Genomic DNA, 17,011 nt, shown 5'->3' on the forward strand with positions numbered 1-17,011 from the left:
CCAACCAGACGTCGGTGTTCGAGAACGAGAAGCCGACCTTCACCATCAGCATCAAGCAGGCCCTGGACCAGGACCTGACTGTGCAGCTGGGTGCAGGCAAGTCGGTGGTCATCGAGAAAGGCCAGACTTCTGCGATCTGGACCAACGACGCGCAGGGTGAAGACGTCTACGTCGACGGCGGCTCCCTGACTGTGAGCATCACCGGTACGAGCGTGCCGGATGGTCGCTCGTTCGAGAACCTGGTGCTGACCAAGCCTTCGGCCAGTGTCGAAATCAAGGACACCCTGACCGAAGTTGTGGCCAAGCTGACGGCTACCGAGCAAGTGACCGAAGGCGGCAACATCGTCTACACCGTCACCTTGACCGGCCCGACTGGCTTGCCGATCAACAACCACGGTGCCCTGACCTTCACCCTGAGCGACGGCAAAACCACCATCACCGTACCGGCTAACCAAAGCAGCGGTAGTGTGACCGTGGCTGCGCCGGACAACGTGTACATCGGCCAGACCTCAGTCACCAACTCGTTGGCGACGGTAGACGGCGCGGGTGTGGTCAAGTTCGAGAAGCTGACCCTGGATCCGATCGCGGCGACCACCATCGTCAAAGATGAAGCCGGTGTGGGCACCTCCGGCCCAGGTAATCTCGGCGACGTCACCACGGTCGGCATCACCGGCACCAGTTCGCTGACCGAGGGCGAAACCGGCCAGTACACGCTGACCCTGAGCAACGCCTCCAAGGCCGAAGTCACCATCACCCTCAGCTACAGCGGCACCGCCAAAAACGGTGAGGACTTCACCGGTGTCACCACCGTGAAGATCCCGGCCAACAGCACAGGCACCACGTTCAACATCGCTACCATCGACGACAAGCTGGTCGAAGGTACCGAGAACTTCGTGGTGAAGATCGAAACTGCCACCGGTGGCAACTTCGAGAACCTGCAGGTGGATAGCAGCAAATCGAGCGTGACTACCACCATCCTCGACAACGACCACCTGCCAGTTTCGCCTGGTGGCGCAGTATTTGGCGTGGAAGACACTGACTACCTGTTCACCTGGAGCGATTTCAAAGTCACCGACGCCGATGGCAACACCGGTCTGTCGGTGACCATTACCTCGATCCCGGGCGCAGGCAGCCTGCAGTTCTTCAACGGTACTGCATGGGTGAATGTGACCGTTGGCCAGGTGGTAAGCCAGGCTGACATCACCGCCAAGAACCTGAAGTTCGTACCTGCCCTCAACCAGTCAGGTTCGGATAACTATGGTGGTAATGGCGTAGGTGACCAGAAGGCCGACTACGCACAGTTCAAGTACAAGCCGAACGATGGCACCAACCTGGGCACAGAAGCGACCATGAAGGTCGACATCAGCCCGGTAGCCGACAAACCGACGCTGAGCTTCGGCAGCGCCGATATCGAGTCCAAAGGCCTGACCAAGGAAGTCTGGACCAGCCTCAAAGGCCTGGGTACTGGTGGCAATGGCATTACCGGCGAGGACCTGAAGACGGTATTTGCCAACTCTGGCAATGCCAACTCCAGCAGCACCACGACCAACGTGCAGTCCGATGGCAGCGTCACCGGTGGCAGCGGCTCGAAAACGTCGGGCCTGATCTACCTGGAAGCCGGCAAGACCTACACCTTCAGCGGTACCGCCGACGACAGCTTCGTGGTCACCATTGGTGGCAAGACTGTGGTCACAGCCACTTGGGGCGCCGGTGGCCAGGTTTCGGGCACCTTCACCCCGAACACCAGCGGCTACTACCCGATCGAGGTCTACCATGCCAACCAGTCTGGGCCAGGCAGCTATGACCTGAACATCCAGGTAGGCTCTGGTGCGGTCACTGACCTGAGCAGCTCGAACATCAAGATGTACCAGAACGTGACCGAGATGGCCAACGCTGGCCTGGGCGTGTCCGACCTGCACACCGTGAATGGTCAGAGCTACTACGACGGCTACAAGCTAAACGAAGGGCCGGAAGGTGGCTCGGTGAAACTGGTTGGTATTAATACTGCCCTGACCGACACCGATGGCTCCGAAACCCTGAACGTTAGCCTCAGCGGCATTCCTAAAGGCACTGTACTTAGCGATGGTGCAGGCCACACGGTCACGGTAGGCAGCGCACCGGTGGATGTAACCGGCTGGAAACTCAGCGGCCTGACCCTGACGCCGCCGGCCTACTACAAAGGCTCGTTCGACATCACGGTCACCTCGACTGCCACCGAAAGCCTGGGCGGTTCGGCCATCACCACCGGCAACATCCCGGTGACCGTGTACGGCGCAACCTACAAGGCCAGCGTGGGTACTTCGGGCAACGACACCCTGACCGGCAGCGAAGGCAACGACATCATCGTCGCCGACGTGTCGGGCCTGAACGTAGTTGCTGGCAAGAACTACAACATCGCCTTCATCGTCGATAGCTCTGGGAGTATGACGGATGAATCGATTGCTGCTGCCAAGTCGCAGCTGGCATCGGTCTTCGCCACGCTGAAAGCGAGCTTGGGCTCAGACACCTCGGGTACGGTCAACATCTTCTTGGTCGACTTCGACACGCAGGTCAACAAGAACGTGGTGGTTAACCTCGCCGATGCCAATGCCTTGAGCCAGCTGCAGGCTGTCCTGAAGTCGATGCAAGGCGGGGACGATGGTGGTGGCACCAACTACGAAGATGCCTTCAAGACCACGGCCAACTTCTTCAAGAGCACAGTTGCGACCAGCAATACCGGTGCAGAGAACCTGACGTACTTCATCACCGACGGTAAGCCGACCTATTACCAGCGAAATGAAGTAACCGATAAACGCCTGTGGACTGGCGGCAAAACGCTTGACGAAGTCGTCAATGTCAATAACTACAAAGCTGGGGGCACGTTCAGTGAATGGGCCGATTCGACTCACAAGGTCGACATCAGCAGTGCTGGCGTTGTCAAGGTATCGACGTATGGCTACAACTGGTGGGGCAGCTGGGGTGTAACTTCCACAGAGACTGTGGGGACCATTCATGCCCAAGGGGACGGCACGTATGAGTTCTCCAGCCTGGGTGGTACAGGTAGAGGTACTAGCTCGAACTGGTCCGATTCAGCATCCAATACGACCGATAGCTTCACGCTGCTGGGCGGCAGCCCCACCTTGCAAGGCTTGAGCAAGGTGCAGGCGATTGGACTGAACGATGATGTCAGCCTCTCCGACCTGAAGCCCTATGACAGTGCCGGTAAGCCGCAGACTAATATCGATCCTTCCAACCTGGCCAGCGCAATCCTTGGGCATACCGAGGCAACGCTGCCAGGTGCAGACACCATCAATGGCGGTAACGGCAACGACATCATCTTCGGTGACCTGATCACCCTCAATGGTGTCGTCAGCGAGGGGTATCAGGCCCTGCAGACCTACGTTGCGCAGAAGAGCGGTGTCGAAGCCAGTGCTGTTACCACCAGCAACGTGCACCAGTACATCACCGAGCACTACACCGAGTTCGATATCTCCGGTGCCAACGACGGCAAGGACTTCTTGTCCGGCGGCAATGGCAACGACATCCTCTTCGGCCAAGGTGGTAACGACACGCTCGATGGTGGCAGGGGTAACGACATCCTGCTGGGCGGTACTGGCAATGACACCCTGATCGGTGGCCACGGCGACGATATCCTGATCGGTGGCAGCGGTGCCGACACCTTCGTGTGGAAGGCAGGCGATTACGGCAACGACGTGATCAAAGACTTCAAGGTAGGCGAGAAAGACAAGATCGACTTGAGCGATCTGCTGCAAGGTGAGAAGGGCAGCACGATCGACAACTACCTGAAACTCACCACGGTGGAAGGCACGACCACGTTGCAGGTCAGCAGCGAAGGCAAGCTCAACGCTGCTGGAGGCCTGGCAAATGCCGATGTGACCATCAAGCTTGAAGGGGTGAACTGGTCCAACACCACGGTCAACTCGTTGATCAGCGGTGCTGACCCGACCATCATCATCCACAACAAAGACAGCTGATGCGCTACAGGGCCGCTACGCGGCCCTTTCGCGACACAAAGGCCGCTCCCACACGGGTCTTTCCTGCAATCTGCTGACAGCGCATACTCTGGCGCCGGGCCTGCGCGCCCGGCGATCTTTGCCTATGCTGCTGTCTACCAACAAGGAACCAACGTGACGAGGGACACCGCCATGTTCTACGTGCAACGCGACGCCGCTGGCCAGTTGCTGCGGGTAGAAGCAGCTGCTTTTGACCAGTTCACCGAAATGCTCCCCGCCGACCATGCCGATATCCAGGAATGGTTTGCCGATGACGTGGTGGAAAACAGCCTCAACCAGCTCAAGCAAAGCGACCTGGACATGATCCGCGTGCTCGAGGACCTCATCGACGTGCTGACCTCCAAGGGCGTGTTCAAGATCACCGACTTGCCCGCCGGCGCGCAGGCCAAGCTGCTCAACCGCTCCACCGCGCGCAAGGCGCTCAGCAGCCTCAACAACCTGATTGACGAAGAAGAGCAGGGCGGGCTGATCTGACGCCAGGGCAGCCCCGGCGACAGTGATATGGTTATGCTTTAAAGGTATTTAAAATATCGCCGTTATGACTTTATAGTCACACCACTGCGTACCCGTCGACCAATCGATGTGCCGCACGACTTGAACCCACACGGGAAATCCCCGTGCGTTTCTGATCGTTGCGCGCCATTGAAGTCGCGCACTGCGTGGGAGTGATAAATGTCAGCCGCCTCGAACGCCTTGTCGACCATCGACAGCGCCCAGCCGCAAGTTTTCGAAATCCGCCCGTTCTCCGGTGCCGTAGGCGCCGAGATCATCGGCCTGGACCTGGCCAAACCGGTCAACGCCGAGGATTTCACCCGTATCCATCGCGCCCACCTCGAACACCATGTGCTGGTGTTCCGCGACCAGCGCATCAGCCCGGAACAGCAGATAGCCTTCAGCCGCCGCTTTGGCGAGTTGCAGATCCATGTGCTCAAGCAGTTCCTGCTTACAGGCCATCCCGAGATCCTGATCGTTTCCAACATCATCGAAAACGGTCAGAACATCGGCCTGGGTGATGCCGGCAAGTTCTGGCACTCCGACCTGTCATACAAAGCGCTGCCCAGCCTCGGCTCCATGCTGCATGCCCAGGAACTGCCAAGCGAAGGCGGCGATACGCTGTTCGCCGACATGCACAAAGCCTGGGACGCCGTACCCGACGCCCTGCGCAAAGTGGTCGAGGGCCGCAGTGCTGCCCACTCCTACACCGCCCGTTACGCCGAAACCAAATTCGAAGGCAACTGGCGCCCGAACCTGACCGCTGAGCAATTGGCGCAGGTACAGGAAGTTATCCACCCGGTGGTCCGCACCCACCCGGAAAACGGCCGCAAGGCGCTGTTTGTCAGTGAAGGCTTCACCACCCGCATCGTCGGCCTGCCAGACGACGAAAGCCGCGACGTGCTGCAACAGCTGTACGCACTGAGCGTGCTGGAGCCGAACATCTACCGCCACCAATGGCAGCCCCATGACCTGGTGTTCTGGGACAACCGCTCGTTGATCCACCTGGCCGCCGGCTGCCCCGCACACCTGCGCCGCAAGCTGTACCGCACCACCATCCAGGGCGACGCCCCGTTCTGACGACTGAGGACATCATCATGCGCAAATCCATCAGCCGCCTGGCGGCAAGCATCGGCCTGGGCGCAAGCCTGGTCGTCGGCAGCCTGGCTGCCCCTGCAGTAGCCCAGGCCGAAGGCAAGATCCGCATTGCCGAACAGTTCGGCATCGTCTACCTGCTGCTGAACGTGGTGCGTGACCAGCACCTGATCGAAAAGCACGGCAAGGAGCAGGGCATCGACATCGAAGTCGACTGGGCTCAGCTGTCGGGTGGCTCGGCCATCAACGACGCACTGCTGTCCGGTTCGGTAGACATCGCCGGCGCGGGTGTCGGCCCGCTGCTTACGGTGTGGGACCGCACCAAAGGTCGGCAGAACGTGAAGGCAGTGGCCTCGCTGGGCAACTTCCCGTACTACCTGGTCAGCAGCAACCCCAACGTGAAGACCATCGCCGACATCTCCAACAAAGACCGCATCGCCGTGCCAGCGGTCGGTGTTTCGGTGCAGTCGCGCTTCCTGCAGTACGCCGCCGCCCAGCAGTGGGGCGACAAGGAATACAACCGCCTCGACAAATACACCCTCGCCGTACCTCACCCCGATGCCACTGCCGCGCTGCTGGCCGGCGGTACCGAGCTGAACGGGCACTTCTCCAACCCGCCGTTCCAGGACCAGGTACTGGCCAACAAGGACGTGCATGTGGTGCTCAACAGCTATGACCTGCTCGGCCCCAACTCGCCGACCTTGCTGTTTGCCACCGAGAAATTCCGCAAGGACAACCCTAAAACCTACAAGGCCTTCGTTGACGCCCTGGCCGAAGCCGCAGACTTCGCCCAGAAAGACAAGGCCGCTGCCGCCGACACCTACATCCGTGTGACCAAGGCCAAGATCGACCGCGATGCGTTGATCAAGCTGATCGACAACCCGCAGTACGAATTCACCGTCACACCAAAGAACACCTACAAGCTGGCCGATTTTCTCTATCGGGTAGGCGCCATCAAGCACAAGCCGGAATCGTGGAAGGACTACTTCTTCCAGGATGAACGCCCGCTGCAAGGGAGCTGATCGATCATGACCGCCCCATTGCCAGGCCACACGGCCAGCAACCTGAGCCGTGTCGCAACGCCGCCTTTGCTCCAGGTGGATAACCTCAGCCTCGAATACCGCACCGCGCAACGCGTGGTGCGGGCCACCCACCAGGTCAGCTTCGAAGTCGACCGTGCCGACCGCTTTGTGCTGCTGGGCCCCTCTGGCTGCGGCAAGTCCACCTTGCTCAAGGCTGTCGCCGGTTTCATCCAGCCGCAGGAAGGGCAGATTCTTTTGCAGGGCCAGGCTGTCCGTGGTCCGGGCCCCGACCGCATCGTGGTGTTCCAGGAATTTGACCAGCTGCCGCCGTGGAAAACGGTAAAGCAGAACGTCATGTTCCCGCTGCTGGTGTCTGGCCAGCTCAAGCGCGCCGAAGCCGAAGAGCGGGCACTGCATTACCTGGAAAAGGTCGGCCTGGCCGCCTTCGCCGATGCCTACCCACACACTTTGTCGGGCGGCATGAAGGCCCGCGTGGCGATTGCCCGGGCCTTGGCCACGCAGCCAAAGATCCTGTTGATGGATGAGCCGTTCGCCGCCCTTGATGCGCTGACCCGGCGCAAGATGCAGGAAGAGCTGTTGCTGCTGTGGGAGGAAGTACGGTTCACCCTGCTGTTCGTGACCCACTCCATCGAGGAGGCGCTGGTGGTTGGCAACCGCATCCTGCTGCTGTCGCCGCACCCGGGGCGGGTACGGGCCGAAGTGCATAGCCATCAGTACGACCTGGGCAGCCTGGGTGGCAGCGACTTCCAGGCCAGTGCCCGGCGTATCCACCGTCTGCTGTTTGACGAGGCGGATACCCCGCAACAGCCTGACGAGCTTGGTTTTAACGATATTCGCATCGCCTACTGACAGGAGCTTCAGCCATGACCACTACACCTGTACGCCAGGAATACGAGGTGCAGCTGGAGCCCCTGCTCAGTGTGCCTCTGGAACGACAATTGCCGTTGGCCCAGCGCCTGTGGCAGCAAGGCTGGCTGCGCAAGGCGGTTATCCTGCTGGTGATCGCTGTGCTGTGGGAGGCCGTGGCCCGCTATCAGGACAACGACCTGCTGTTGCCAGGCTTTTTGCAAACCGCCGCCGCCCTGTGGGACGGGATGATCAGTGGCGAACTGCCGGCCAAGGTTGGCGTGTCGCTGGTGATTCTGCTCAAGGGTTATGTACTGGGCATCGTCCTGGCATTCGGCCTGACCAGCCTGGCGGTTTCGACCCAGCTGGGCCGCGACCTGCTGGGCACATTGACCTCGATGTTCAACCCGCTTCCGGCCATTGCCCTGCTGCCGCTGGCCTTGCTGTGGTTCGGGCTGGGCGACAATAGCCTGATCTTCGTGCTGGTGCATTCGGTGCTGTGGGCTTTGGCCCTGAATACCTACGCGGGCTTTCTGGGCGTCTCGGAAACACTGCGCATGGCGGGCCGGAACTATGGCCTGAAAGGGCTGCGGCTGGTGCTGCACATCCTGGTGCCGGCGGCTTTGCCGTCGATCCTGTCGGGGCTGAAGATCGGCTGGGCCTTTGCCTGGCGCACCCTGATTGCCGCCGAACTGGTGTTTGGCGCCAGCAGCGGTAAAGGCGGGCTGGGCTGGTACATCTTCCAGAACCGCAACGAGCTGTATACCGACAAGGTATTTGCCGGGTTGGCGGTGGTGATCCTGATTGGTTTGCTGGTGGAAGGGTTGGTGTTCAACACCCTGGAGCGGCTGACCGTGCGGCGCTGGGGGATGCAGCGCTGACCTGTACTGGCCCTATCGCCGGCAAGCTGGCCCACAGGTACTCCACAGGTCGTGAGGCTTGTGGCTTTCCTGTGGGCGCTGGCTTGCCGGCGATAGGGCCAGTACAGGCTATCAACTCAGGTACTGAGCTGCCGCATTGCTCAGGATCTTGCCAATCTCTTCCCTCAATACCACAGGCTGCTCCACCACCAACCCATCCCCATGGCTCAACAGCCACCAGCGCAATGGCCAGCCGTCACTCACCGTGGCCCGCAACCGATGCCCATGCTCCAGCGCCGTCAGCTGCATGTCGCTGCTCAACGGTGCAACACGCAGTTGCCGCGCCAGTGCATCGCTGATCCGTGCCACCAGCTCCACCCCCTCACCCTTCGCCGGTTGCAACGCATCCCCCCGTAGGTGCGTCAGCAAGTCGAAGTTACCGCGCAACTCGCCCACCGCACTCGCCGACCAGTGCCAGCCGAACGGGATGCTCTTGTCATTGCGCTCTAGCGGAAAGATCAGCGACAGCTCATTGAGGTCGCGCTCGACAGTGCGTTTGCTGACCGTGAAGCCGACATCGCGCAGGCCCCAGACAAGCTCGGCGCTGGTAATGCCGGGGGAGCGGTTGGGCAGCTGGCGCAGCAGCGCCCACTGACGGCTGAGGGTGGCGCGAGTGGTGGCGAACGGCAAAATGTAACGTCCTTGTCTAGGCTTGCCGCAACAGGATGGCGGCACGCGTGCTGTATGGCAATTGGCCACAGCCTGCTCAGATCAAGGAACTCGCATTTGGTTGCCGTGTGCCGATTCGTTCGCGACAGGTTTTGACGTGACGTCACGCAGAATCACGCCTCATCACAGCCGAAGGTTGGGGTTGTGCGTCGTTCAATGAGGATGAACATGTCTGCTGCCAGCAATATCCATTCGCTGCTTGCCCGCCTTCTTCCCGAGCGGGTCATTGCGCCACCGGCCCCGGTCGGGAGGCGACAGTGGCTGTTTGCCGGTGTGGGTCTGCCCAGCCAGCGCTCGATGCTGGTCAACCGCCTGGATGAGGCCAGCGACCTGCAGGCGGTGTATGCCGACCTGCGCCGCCAGGCGTTGCTGGGCAGCGTGGCGGCACTCAACGACCTCGGCTGGATCTGGCTCAACGGCAAGTACTGGCGTGCCGATACCGTGCTGGCCGGCCACCTGCTGCGCATGGCGGCCCTGCAAGGGAATGCCGCCGCTTGGTTCAACCTGGGGCAGCAGCATTACTTTGGCAAAGGCATCGACCCTTCCTACCTGCAGGCAGCGGAGTGCTATCGGCAGGCCTTTGAGCGGGGCATGCTCCACGCGGCCGCGGCATTGGGCGACCTGTATGAGGAGGAGGTATGCGACGGCGACCTGGACTGGCAGGTCGACCTGGTGCAGGCCTATCAGTGGTTCATGCGCGGGGCCGAGCGAGGTGAAGCACGCTGCCGCTTCGAAGTGGGTTACCGGCTGATGCACGGGCTGTATGTGGAGGCCGACCTCAAGGCTGCGCTGTACTGGCTGGAGCTGGCGGCAGCGGCGGGGGTGGTGCAGGCAGCAGAGGAGCTGGCGGTGCACTTCAGCAGCCGTGATGCAGCGCGGTACCAGGAATGGCGGGACCGGGCGGTGCAGATGGGCAGCACATTGGCACTGACCATGAAGCTGGAAGACCAGATTCAGCCCTGATTTTCCGTTGCCTGTGCCGGCCCTATCGCCGGCAAGCCAGCTCCCACAGGGAATCCCAGCCTTCAGAATCTGTGGAGTACCTGTAGGAGCTGGCTTGCCGGCGATAGGGCCAGCGCAGGCAGACACAAAGCCCAATCATGAACAACAATTCATCCTTACCCCTCATCGCCCACTGTTGACGACAGGGGGAGGGCAAGGCGTATATTGATAGTTAGCAAACTATGAATATCCTTGGTTCCTTTCATGTCCCTTGATCTCCTGCGCCTGCAAGTCAGCAGTGGCATGGTGGTCGCCGCCCGTCATTGGCGGCGCATCTGCCATACCGCCCTGACCGGTTACGGCATTTCCGAAGCCTGCGCTGCGCCGCTGCTTATGATCGTGCGCCTGGGCGACGGTGTGCACCAGGTGGCCGTAGCCCAGGCTGCCGGCCTGGAAAGCCCCTCACTGGTGCGCCTGCTCGACCAACTGTGCAAGGCTGGCCTGGTGTGCCGCAGCGAGGACCCACTGGACCGTCGCGCCAAGGCCCTGAGCCTGACCGCCGAAGGCCGTGCCCTGGCCGAGGCCATCGAAGCCGAGCTGGTGCGCCTGCGCCGCGATGTGCTCAACGGTATCGACCAGGCCGACCTGGAAGCCACCTTGCGCGTGCTGCGCGCCTTCGAAGCAGCCGGGCTGGGCAATACGGGCGGGGTGGCATGAACGGCTTCTTCAGCTCGGTACCCCCGGCCCGCGACTGGTTCTACGGCGTGCGTACCTTCGCCGCCTCCATGATTGCCCTGTACATCGCGTTGCTCATGCAGTTGCCGCGCCCCTACTGGGCCATGGCCACGGTGTACATCGTCTCCAGCCCGTTCGTCGGCCCAACCAGTTCCAAGGCGTTGTACCGCGCCGTGGGCACGTTGCTGGGTGCCGGCGGGGCGATTTTCCTGGTGCCGCCGCTGGTGCAGTCGCCGTTGCTGCTGAGCATCGCCATCGCCCTTTGGACCGGCACCTTGCTGTTCCTGTCGCTGAACCTGCGCACGGCCAACAACTACGTGCTGATGCTGGCCGGCTACACCTTGCCGATGATCGCCCTGGCGGTGGTCGACAACCCGCTGGCGGTGTTCGACGTGGCGTCTTCCCGTGCCCAGGAAATTTGCCTGGGGATCGTCTGCGCGGCAGTGGTCGGCGCTATCTTCTGGCCGCGCCGGCTGGCCCCCGTGGTGGTCGGCGCCACTGGTAACTGGTTCACCGAGGCGATCCGCTACAGCGACACCTACCTGGCCCGCGAAGCCAGCGCCGACAAGGTCGGCGGCATGCGCGGGGCGATGGTCGCCACCTTCAACTCGCTGGAGCTGATGATCGGCCAGCTAGGCCACGAAGGTGCCGGCCCACATACCCTGAAGAACGCTCGCGAGCTGCGTGGGCGGATGATTCACCTGCTGCCGGTCATTGATGCGCTCGACGACGCCCTGGTGGCCCTCGAAGGCCGCGCCCCAGCCCAGTTCGCCCAGCTTCAACCCGTGCTTGAAGCCGCCCGCGAGTGGCTCAAAGGCACTGCCGAGAGCGCTTCGGTAGCGCGCTGGACTGCGCTGCACGAGCAGATCGACCGCTTACAGCCCGGTGCCGCCGCCCTCGACCAGCGCGCCGAACTGCTGCTGTCCAACGCCCTGTATCGCCTGACCGAGTGGGCCGACCTGTGGCAGGACTGCTGCACCCTGCAGCACGCCTTGCGCAACGACGACGCGCAACCTTGGCGCGCGGTGTACCGCCACTGGCGCCTGGGCCGCCTGACGGCGTTCTTCGACCGTGGCCTGATGCTGTACTCGGTGGCCTCCACCGTACTGGCGATTGTGGTCGCCTGCGGCCTGTGGATCGGCCTGGGCTGGAACGACGGCGCCAGCGCTGTAATCCTGGCTGCAGTATCGTGCAGCTTCTTCGCCGCCATGGACGACCCCGCGCCGCAGATCTACCGGTTCTTCTTCTGGACGCTGATGTCGGTCATCTTCTCCAGCCTGTACCTGTTTCTGGTGCTGCCCAACCTGCACGATTTCCCGATGCTGGTGCTGGCGTTTGCCGTGCCGTTCATCTGTATCGGCACCCTGACCGTGCAGCCGCGCTTCTACCTGGGCACCTTGCTGACCATCGTCAACACCTCGACCTTCATCAGCATCCAGGGTGCCTACGACGCCGACTTCTTCACCTTCCTCAACGCCAACCTGGCCGGCCCCGTTGGCCTGTTGTTCGCGTTCATCTGGACCTTGGTGATGCGCCCGTTCGGCGTGGAGCTGGCGGCCAAGCGCATGACCCGCTTCGCCTGGCGCGACATTGTCGAAATGACCGAGCCGGCGACCCTGGCCGAGCAACGCCAGGTGGGCGTGCAGATGCTCGACCGCCTGATGCAGCACCTGCCGCGCCTGTCGCAAACCGGCCAGGACAGCGGCGTGGCGCTGCGTGACCTGCGCGTGGGGCTGAACCTGCTCGACCTGCTGGCCTATATGCCGCGCGCCGGCCAGCAGGCCCGCGAGCGCCTGCGCACTGTGGTCGAAGAAGTCGGCGCGCACTACGCCGCCTGCCTGCGTGCCGGTGAGCGCCTGCATGCCCCGGCCGCGCTGCTGCGCAACATGGAACGCGCACGCCTGGCGCTGAACCTGGATGAATTGTACGAGCGTGGCGATGCCCGCACCCACCTGTTGCATGCCCTGAGTGGCCTGCGGCTGGCGCTGTTGCCGGGCGTGGAAGTGATGCTCGAACCCGCCGAACAACCGCAACTGCCCCCTGGCCTCGACGGAGCGCCCCTGTGATTGGTGAACTGGATATCAGCGGGGTGTTTCTGCCCACGCTGCTGGTGATGATGTTTGGCACCTACCTGGTGTTCCTGGGGGTGCACGCGGTGCTGGTACGCGTGCATTTCTACCGCCTGGTCTGGCACCGGGCGTTGTTCAACGTTGCTCTGTATGCCGTGCTGCTTGGCGCGGTGGACCACTTTTGCCGAAACCTGATGCTGCCATGAAAAAACCTTTGCTGACCTTGGGCCGTGTGGTCCTGACCTTGCTGGTAGTGACCTTCGCCGCCGTGCTCGTGTGGCAGATGGTGGTGTACTACATGTTTGCCCCCTGGACCCGCGACGGCCACATCCGCGCCGACGTGATCCAGATCGCCCCCGATGTGTCGGGGTTGATCCAGAAGGTCGAGGTGCGGGACAACCAGACCGTCAAACGCGGTGACGTGCTGTTCACCATCGACCAGGACCGCTTCACCCTGGCCCTGCGCCAGGCCAAGGCCACCCTGGGCGAACGCCAGGAAACCCTGGCCCAGGCCTCACGCGAGGCGCAGCGCAACCGCAAGCTGGGCAACCTGGTGGCCGCCGAGCAGCTGGAAGAGAGCCAGTCCCGCGAGGCCCGAGCCCGCTCGGCTGTCAGCGAGGCCCAGGTGGCAGTCGATACCGCCCAGCTCAACCTCGAACGTTCGGTGGTGCGCAGCCCGGTGGACGGCTACCTGAACGACCGCGCGCCGCGTAACCACGAATTCGTCACCGCCGGCCGCCCGGTGCTGTCGGTGGTCGACAGCACCTCGTACCACGTCGATGGCTACTTTGAAGAGACCAAGCTGGGTGGCATCCACATTGGCGATGCCGTGGACATTCGCGTAATGGGCGACAACACCCGCCTGCGCGGCCATGTGCAGAGCTTTGCCGCGGGCATCGAAGACCGCGACCGCAGCAGCGGCGCCAACCTGCTGCCCAACGTCAACCCGGCGTTCAGCTGGGTGCGTCTGGCCCAGCGTATTCCGGTGCGTATCGCCTTCGATGAAGTGCCGCAGGACTTCCGCATGATTGCCGGGCGCACCGCCACAGTGTCGATCATCGAGGGCGAGCGCCCATGAAACAGCTGATCCTGGCCGGCCTGTGCCTGTCGCTAGGGGCCTGCATGATGGTAGGGCCCGACTATGAGGTGCCGAAGGACGCGGCGGTGCAACGCAGCGACCTGAGCGGCCCCCTGCGCCAGGATGCCGACAGCGTGGTCTCGGCGCCGGTGCCCGAGGACTGGTGGCAGCTGTATCAGGACCAGCGGCTGAACGCGCTGGTGCGTCAGGCCCTGAGTGCCAACACAGAGTTGCGCGTGGCGGCGGCCAACATCGCCAAGGCCCGTGCCCAGGTCGAAGTAGCCGAATCGCAAGGGGGCTTCAACGGTGGCGTCAAGCTCGGCGCCCAGCGCCTGCAGGAGTCGGGCGAAGCCTTCCTGCAGCCCGAGAAGGTACCAGTGGCCAACATTGGCGAGGCCATCATCAGTGCCTCGTACCAGTTCGACCTGTGGGGCACCTTCAAGCGCGGCACCGAGGCCGCCAAGGCCAATGCCGACGCTGTACAGGCCGCTGCCGATACCGCCCGGATCACCTTGGTGGCAGACGTCGTCAAGGCTTATACCCAGGTGTGCTCGGCCAACGAGGAACTCCACATCGCCCGTGAGTCGCTGGACCTGCAGGAGCAGAGCGTCACGCTCAACCAGCGCCTGCGCGATGCCGGCCGCGGTGATGAAACCCAGGTAACCCGCTCGCAGACCCAGTTCAAATCCTTGCGCGCCGAACTGCCACGCTTCAAGGCCGAGCGCGAGACGGGTATGTACACCCTGGCTGCGCTGCTGGCCAAGCCGGTCGACCAGTTGCCTGCCGGCACCGCCGATTGTGCCGAGCTGCCGCACCTGAACCAGCTGGTCCCGGTGGGTGATGGCGCCGCGCTGCTCAAACGTCGCCCCGACGTGCGCCAGGCCGAGCGCCAGCTGGCTGCTGCCACTGCCTACATCGGCGTGGCCACAGGGTCGCTGTACCCTGACATCAGCATTGGTGCCCAGGTTGGCACCATTGGCATCCTGGAAAACCTCGGCGAACCGTCGACCAACCGCTGGGGCTTCGGCCCGCAGATCAGCTGGACCATCCCCACCAACGGCACCCGTGCGCGTATTCGCATGGCCGAAGCCTCTACCCAGGCGGCGTTGGCGAACTTCGATGGCGTGGTGCTGAACGCCATTCGCGAAACCCAGACCCGCCTGGCGCAGTACAGCGCCCTGCTGGACCGGCGTGATGCCTTGGCCGAGGCAGAAAAATCGGCCAAGGAAGCGGCGGACCAGACCCACCGGTATTACCAGGCAGGGCGTGAATCGTTCCTGGCGGATTTGCAGGCCACACGCACCTATACCGACATGCGTGCGCAGTTGGCAGCGGCCAATAGTCAGGTAGCGTTGGGGCAGATTGGGGTGTTTCTGGCATTGGGTGGGGGCTGGAAGGCAGGTACGGCTGAGCCGCCACGCCCATAGATCTGCTAGTTACTTGTCCGAGTGAGAGTTCGCCATGCTCTGCCTGACTTAATCAGGTAGGTGGAACATGGCAAAAGTTACGTGTGGTATGCCTGATGGCACTGTGAAAGAGCGGGCTGAGCGCTCTTGTGAAAAGTTCAGCTATGCGCCCTACGGTTTTAATGTTGCCCCGTTAGCGGGCGTGTTGGGTTTTGACGGACAGCCGCGTGACGGGGTAACTGGGTGTTATTTGCTCGGCGCCGGCTACCGGGTATACAACCCGGCGCTGATGCGCTTCAACAGCGCTGATAGCTGGAGTCCGTTCGGCAAGGGGGGGTGGCATACCTATGCCTATGTCTCTTGTGATCCAGTGAATTTTTTTGATCCTACAGGGCATATGAGGCGTGTCAAACCCCTGAAACTTGATGTCAAGCGTGCAAATAGGCAAGGTCAACTTAACGCTTCGAGTTCTATTACAAGCCCCGTGAGCCCTCTTAAAGTAAAGCGGCTACGCGACAGGGATATGAAAGATTTGTCGCCTGCGGCAGAGCATAACTACAATATTTTTGTCGACGCTATTGAAAAAGAAGGACTTTCATTTACCGAGGCTGCCAAAAAAATGGGAGATCCGAATTTAAAGATCACGAACAAAAAGCTGGGCATTTGGCAAGTCCGTCTCGATGGTGGTCAGCGCATGACGTTCAGGGTAGGAGAAGGTGAGGTGGAAATTAGTCAGGTAGGGGGGCACACGTGACTTCGTCGACAACGAAGGACGAAGCCGTTGTTATGGGGCCTTTAGCCGTAAGAAATTTCTGAACTTGCAACCAAATGCTCCAGTTCTGAATCCCTGTCGAATTATCCTGCGGCCGCTATCGGAAGGTGCTGGCTTGGCTGGAATGTACTCTGGGAATAACGTCCTTGGGTCGCCTAGCAAGGCGATCGGGATTGAGCCCCCCGGCCACACAGAGTTGCACCGCTTCATGGCGGTCGTGCGCGGGCAGGCTTTAGCCTGGTCGGTTTTCCCTGTGGCCCGGGTCTCACCCCTCGCACGACTGCCACCCTAATCCGTGAGACGAGGAGGAGTGCAGTTCATAGAAATCCACAAGGGAATCAACTATGAAAAAGCTCGTCCCCGACCCACCTCTCACCGATCTGCTCCTACTCGACCCACCAAACTTGTCACTCATCGACCCGCTCAGCATCGATGACTGCAAGCTGCTTACCAGCGCCCTAACCCTGAGCAACGACCCAAGAGACACTTCCACCGTTGGCGTGGGACCTGTTTCGCCTGCAGCCCAATGTGCCGTTCAATCACGCATTCTCCCAACTGTCAGTGTTACTTGGCTGCATCCGCCACCTCACTACCGAGGCGGAAATGGAGAACGACCTCATTGCCGGGAGCGCTGCGCGGATACTCAGCGAGATGGCCAAAGCATTGATCGATGATATGGAGCGAGGACTGAACAAGGTTCTCCAATAGCCTTCAAAAACCTGGGGCCGCTGTGCGGCCCATCGCCGGCAAGCCAGCTCCCACAGGTACGTCACTTTGTTCAAGCCTCGTGAGTCACCTGTAGGGGCTGGCTTGCCGGCGATGAGGCCCTGATAGGCCGGCCCAGACCATAGGCTGGCTGCAATCTCTGTGGGAGCTGGCTTGCCGGCGATGAGGCCCTGATAGGCCGGCCCAGACCATAGGCTGGCTGCAA

14 protein-coding genes and 1 pseudogene are annotated in these 17,011 nt (G+C 61.8%); 14 read left to right on the top strand and 1 reads right to left on the bottom strand.

Going from position 1 to position 17,011, the window contains the following annotated elements; all coding sequences use genetic code 11:
* The 6 genes from ACN6NG_RS00550 to ACN6NG_RS00575 form a co-directional block, all read left to right on the top strand.
* Positions 1 to 3,974, top strand: a 3,974-nt coding sequence (locus tag ACN6NG_RS00550; protein WP_474312741.1) for an immunoglobulin-like domain-containing protein, incomplete at its 5' end; no start/stop codon positions are given.
* Positions 3,975 to 4,145: 171 nt separating this feature from the next.
* A complete protein-coding gene (locus tag ACN6NG_RS00555) occupies positions 4,146 to 4,487 on the top strand; it encodes a hypothetical protein (protein ID WP_063426212.1) in 342 nt (113 codons plus the stop codon).
* A gap of 198 nt (positions 4,488 to 4,685) precedes the next feature.
* A complete protein-coding gene (locus ACN6NG_RS00560) occupies positions 4,686 to 5,585 on the top strand; it encodes a TauD/TfdA dioxygenase family protein (RefSeq protein ID WP_353455889.1) in 900 nt (299 codons plus the stop codon).
* Between the two features lie 17 nt (positions 5,586 to 5,602).
* A complete protein-coding gene (locus ACN6NG_RS00565) occupies positions 5,603 to 6,622 on the top strand; it encodes an ABC transporter substrate-binding protein (RefSeq protein WP_086975894.1) in 1,020 nt (339 codons plus the stop codon).
* Between the two features lie 6 nt (positions 6,623 to 6,628).
* A complete protein-coding gene (locus ACN6NG_RS00570; protein WP_016497467.1) occupies positions 6,629 to 7,492 on the top strand; it encodes an ABC transporter ATP-binding protein in 864 nt (287 codons plus the stop codon).
* Between the two features lie 14 nt (positions 7,493 to 7,506).
* Complete coding sequence (locus tag ACN6NG_RS00575; RefSeq protein ID WP_016497468.1) at positions 7,507 to 8,370, top strand: ABC transporter permease; 864 nt, start codon at positions 7,507 to 7,509, stop codon at positions 8,368 to 8,370.
* A gap of 111 nt (positions 8,371 to 8,481) precedes the next feature.
* Here the strand turns inward: ACN6NG_RS00575 and ACN6NG_RS00580 are convergent, their stop codons facing one another.
* A complete protein-coding gene (locus ACN6NG_RS00580) occupies positions 8,482 to 9,039 on the bottom strand; it encodes a WCX domain-containing protein (protein WP_063426220.1) in 558 nt (185 codons plus the stop codon).
* A 207-nt stretch (positions 9,040 to 9,246) separates the two neighbouring features.
* Between ACN6NG_RS00580 and ACN6NG_RS00585 the strand changes: the two genes are divergently transcribed.
* From ACN6NG_RS00585 to ACN6NG_RS00620, 8 genes and pseudogenes are all read left to right on the top strand, one after another.
* Entirely contained in the window at positions 9,247 to 10,041 is a 795-nt protein-coding gene (locus tag ACN6NG_RS00585; RefSeq protein ID WP_353455891.1) for a tetratricopeptide repeat protein, read from the top strand.
* Positions 10,042 to 10,284: 243 nt separating this feature from the next.
* Positions 10,285 to 10,737 (top strand): MarR family winged helix-turn-helix transcriptional regulator, encoded by a 453-nt coding sequence (locus ACN6NG_RS00590; RefSeq protein WP_063426222.1) that lies wholly within the window; start codon positions 10,285 to 10,287, stop codon positions 10,735 to 10,737.
* Positions 10,734 to 12,821 (top strand): FUSC family protein, encoded by a 2,088-nt coding sequence (locus ACN6NG_RS00595; protein WP_353455892.1) that lies wholly within the window; start codon positions 10,734 to 10,736, stop codon positions 12,819 to 12,821. Before ACN6NG_RS00590 ends, ACN6NG_RS00595 begins: the two co-directional genes overlap by 4 nt.
* A complete protein-coding gene (locus tag ACN6NG_RS00600; RefSeq protein ID WP_474312742.1) occupies positions 12,818 to 13,030 on the top strand; it encodes a DUF1656 domain-containing protein in 213 nt (70 codons plus the stop codon). The genes ACN6NG_RS00595 and ACN6NG_RS00600 overlap by 4 nt, the downstream gene beginning before the upstream one ends.
* Positions 13,027 to 13,902, top strand: a complete 876-nt coding sequence (locus tag ACN6NG_RS00605) for an efflux RND transporter periplasmic adaptor subunit (protein WP_474312743.1) — start codon at positions 13,027 to 13,029, stop codon at positions 13,900 to 13,902. Before ACN6NG_RS00600 ends, ACN6NG_RS00605 begins: the two co-directional genes overlap by 4 nt.
* Positions 13,899 to 15,329 carry a TolC family protein gene (locus ACN6NG_RS00610; protein WP_353455894.1) on the top strand — a complete coding sequence of 477 codons (1,431 nt, stop codon included), beginning with the start codon at positions 13,899 to 13,901 and terminating at the stop codon, positions 15,327 to 15,329. Before ACN6NG_RS00605 ends, ACN6NG_RS00610 begins: the two co-directional genes overlap by 4 nt.
* 67 nt (positions 15,330 to 15,396) lie before the next feature.
* A complete protein-coding gene (locus ACN6NG_RS00615) occupies positions 15,397 to 16,062 on the top strand; it encodes an RHS repeat-associated core domain-containing protein (protein WP_081238101.1) in 666 nt (221 codons plus the stop codon).
* 482 nt (positions 16,063 to 16,544) lie between these two features.
* Positions 16,545 to 16,788: pseudogene (locus tag ACN6NG_RS00620) on the top strand (DUF3077 domain-containing protein).
* The last annotated feature ends 223 nt before the right edge of the window (positions 16,789 to 17,011 follow it).

The organism is Pseudomonas sp. TSO6, assembly GCF_056098905.1.

Coding starts and splice junctions, on each gene's coding strand:
- ACN6NG_RS00555 (WP_063426212.1), top strand. CDS start 4,146: ATGTTCTACGTGCAACGCGACGCCGCTGGCCAGTTGCTGCGGGTAGAA.
- ACN6NG_RS00560 (WP_353455889.1), top strand. CDS start 4,686: ATGTCAGCCGCCTCGAACGCCTTGTCGACCATCGACAGCGCCCAGCCG.
- ACN6NG_RS00565 (WP_086975894.1), top strand. CDS start 5,603: ATGCGCAAATCCATCAGCCGCCTGGCGGCAAGCATCGGCCTGGGCGCA.
- ACN6NG_RS00570 (WP_016497467.1), top strand. CDS start 6,629: ATGACCGCCCCATTGCCAGGCCACACGGCCAGCAACCTGAGCCGTGTC.
- ACN6NG_RS00575 (WP_016497468.1), top strand. CDS start 7,507: ATGACCACTACACCTGTACGCCAGGAATACGAGGTGCAGCTGGAGCCC.
- ACN6NG_RS00585 (WP_353455891.1), top strand. CDS start 9,247: ATGTCTGCTGCCAGCAATATCCATTCGCTGCTTGCCCGCCTTCTTCCC.
- ACN6NG_RS00590 (WP_063426222.1), top strand. CDS start 10,285: ATGTCCCTTGATCTCCTGCGCCTGCAAGTCAGCAGTGGCATGGTGGTC.
- ACN6NG_RS00595 (WP_353455892.1), top strand. CDS start 10,734: ATGAACGGCTTCTTCAGCTCGGTACCCCCGGCCCGCGACTGGTTCTAC.
- ACN6NG_RS00605 (WP_474312743.1), top strand. CDS start 13,027: ATGAAAAAACCTTTGCTGACCTTGGGCCGTGTGGTCCTGACCTTGCTG.
- ACN6NG_RS00610 (WP_353455894.1), top strand. CDS start 13,899: ATGAAACAGCTGATCCTGGCCGGCCTGTGCCTGTCGCTAGGGGCCTGC.
- ACN6NG_RS00615 (WP_081238101.1), top strand. CDS start 15,397: ATGGCAAAAGTTACGTGTGGTATGCCTGATGGCACTGTGAAAGAGCGG.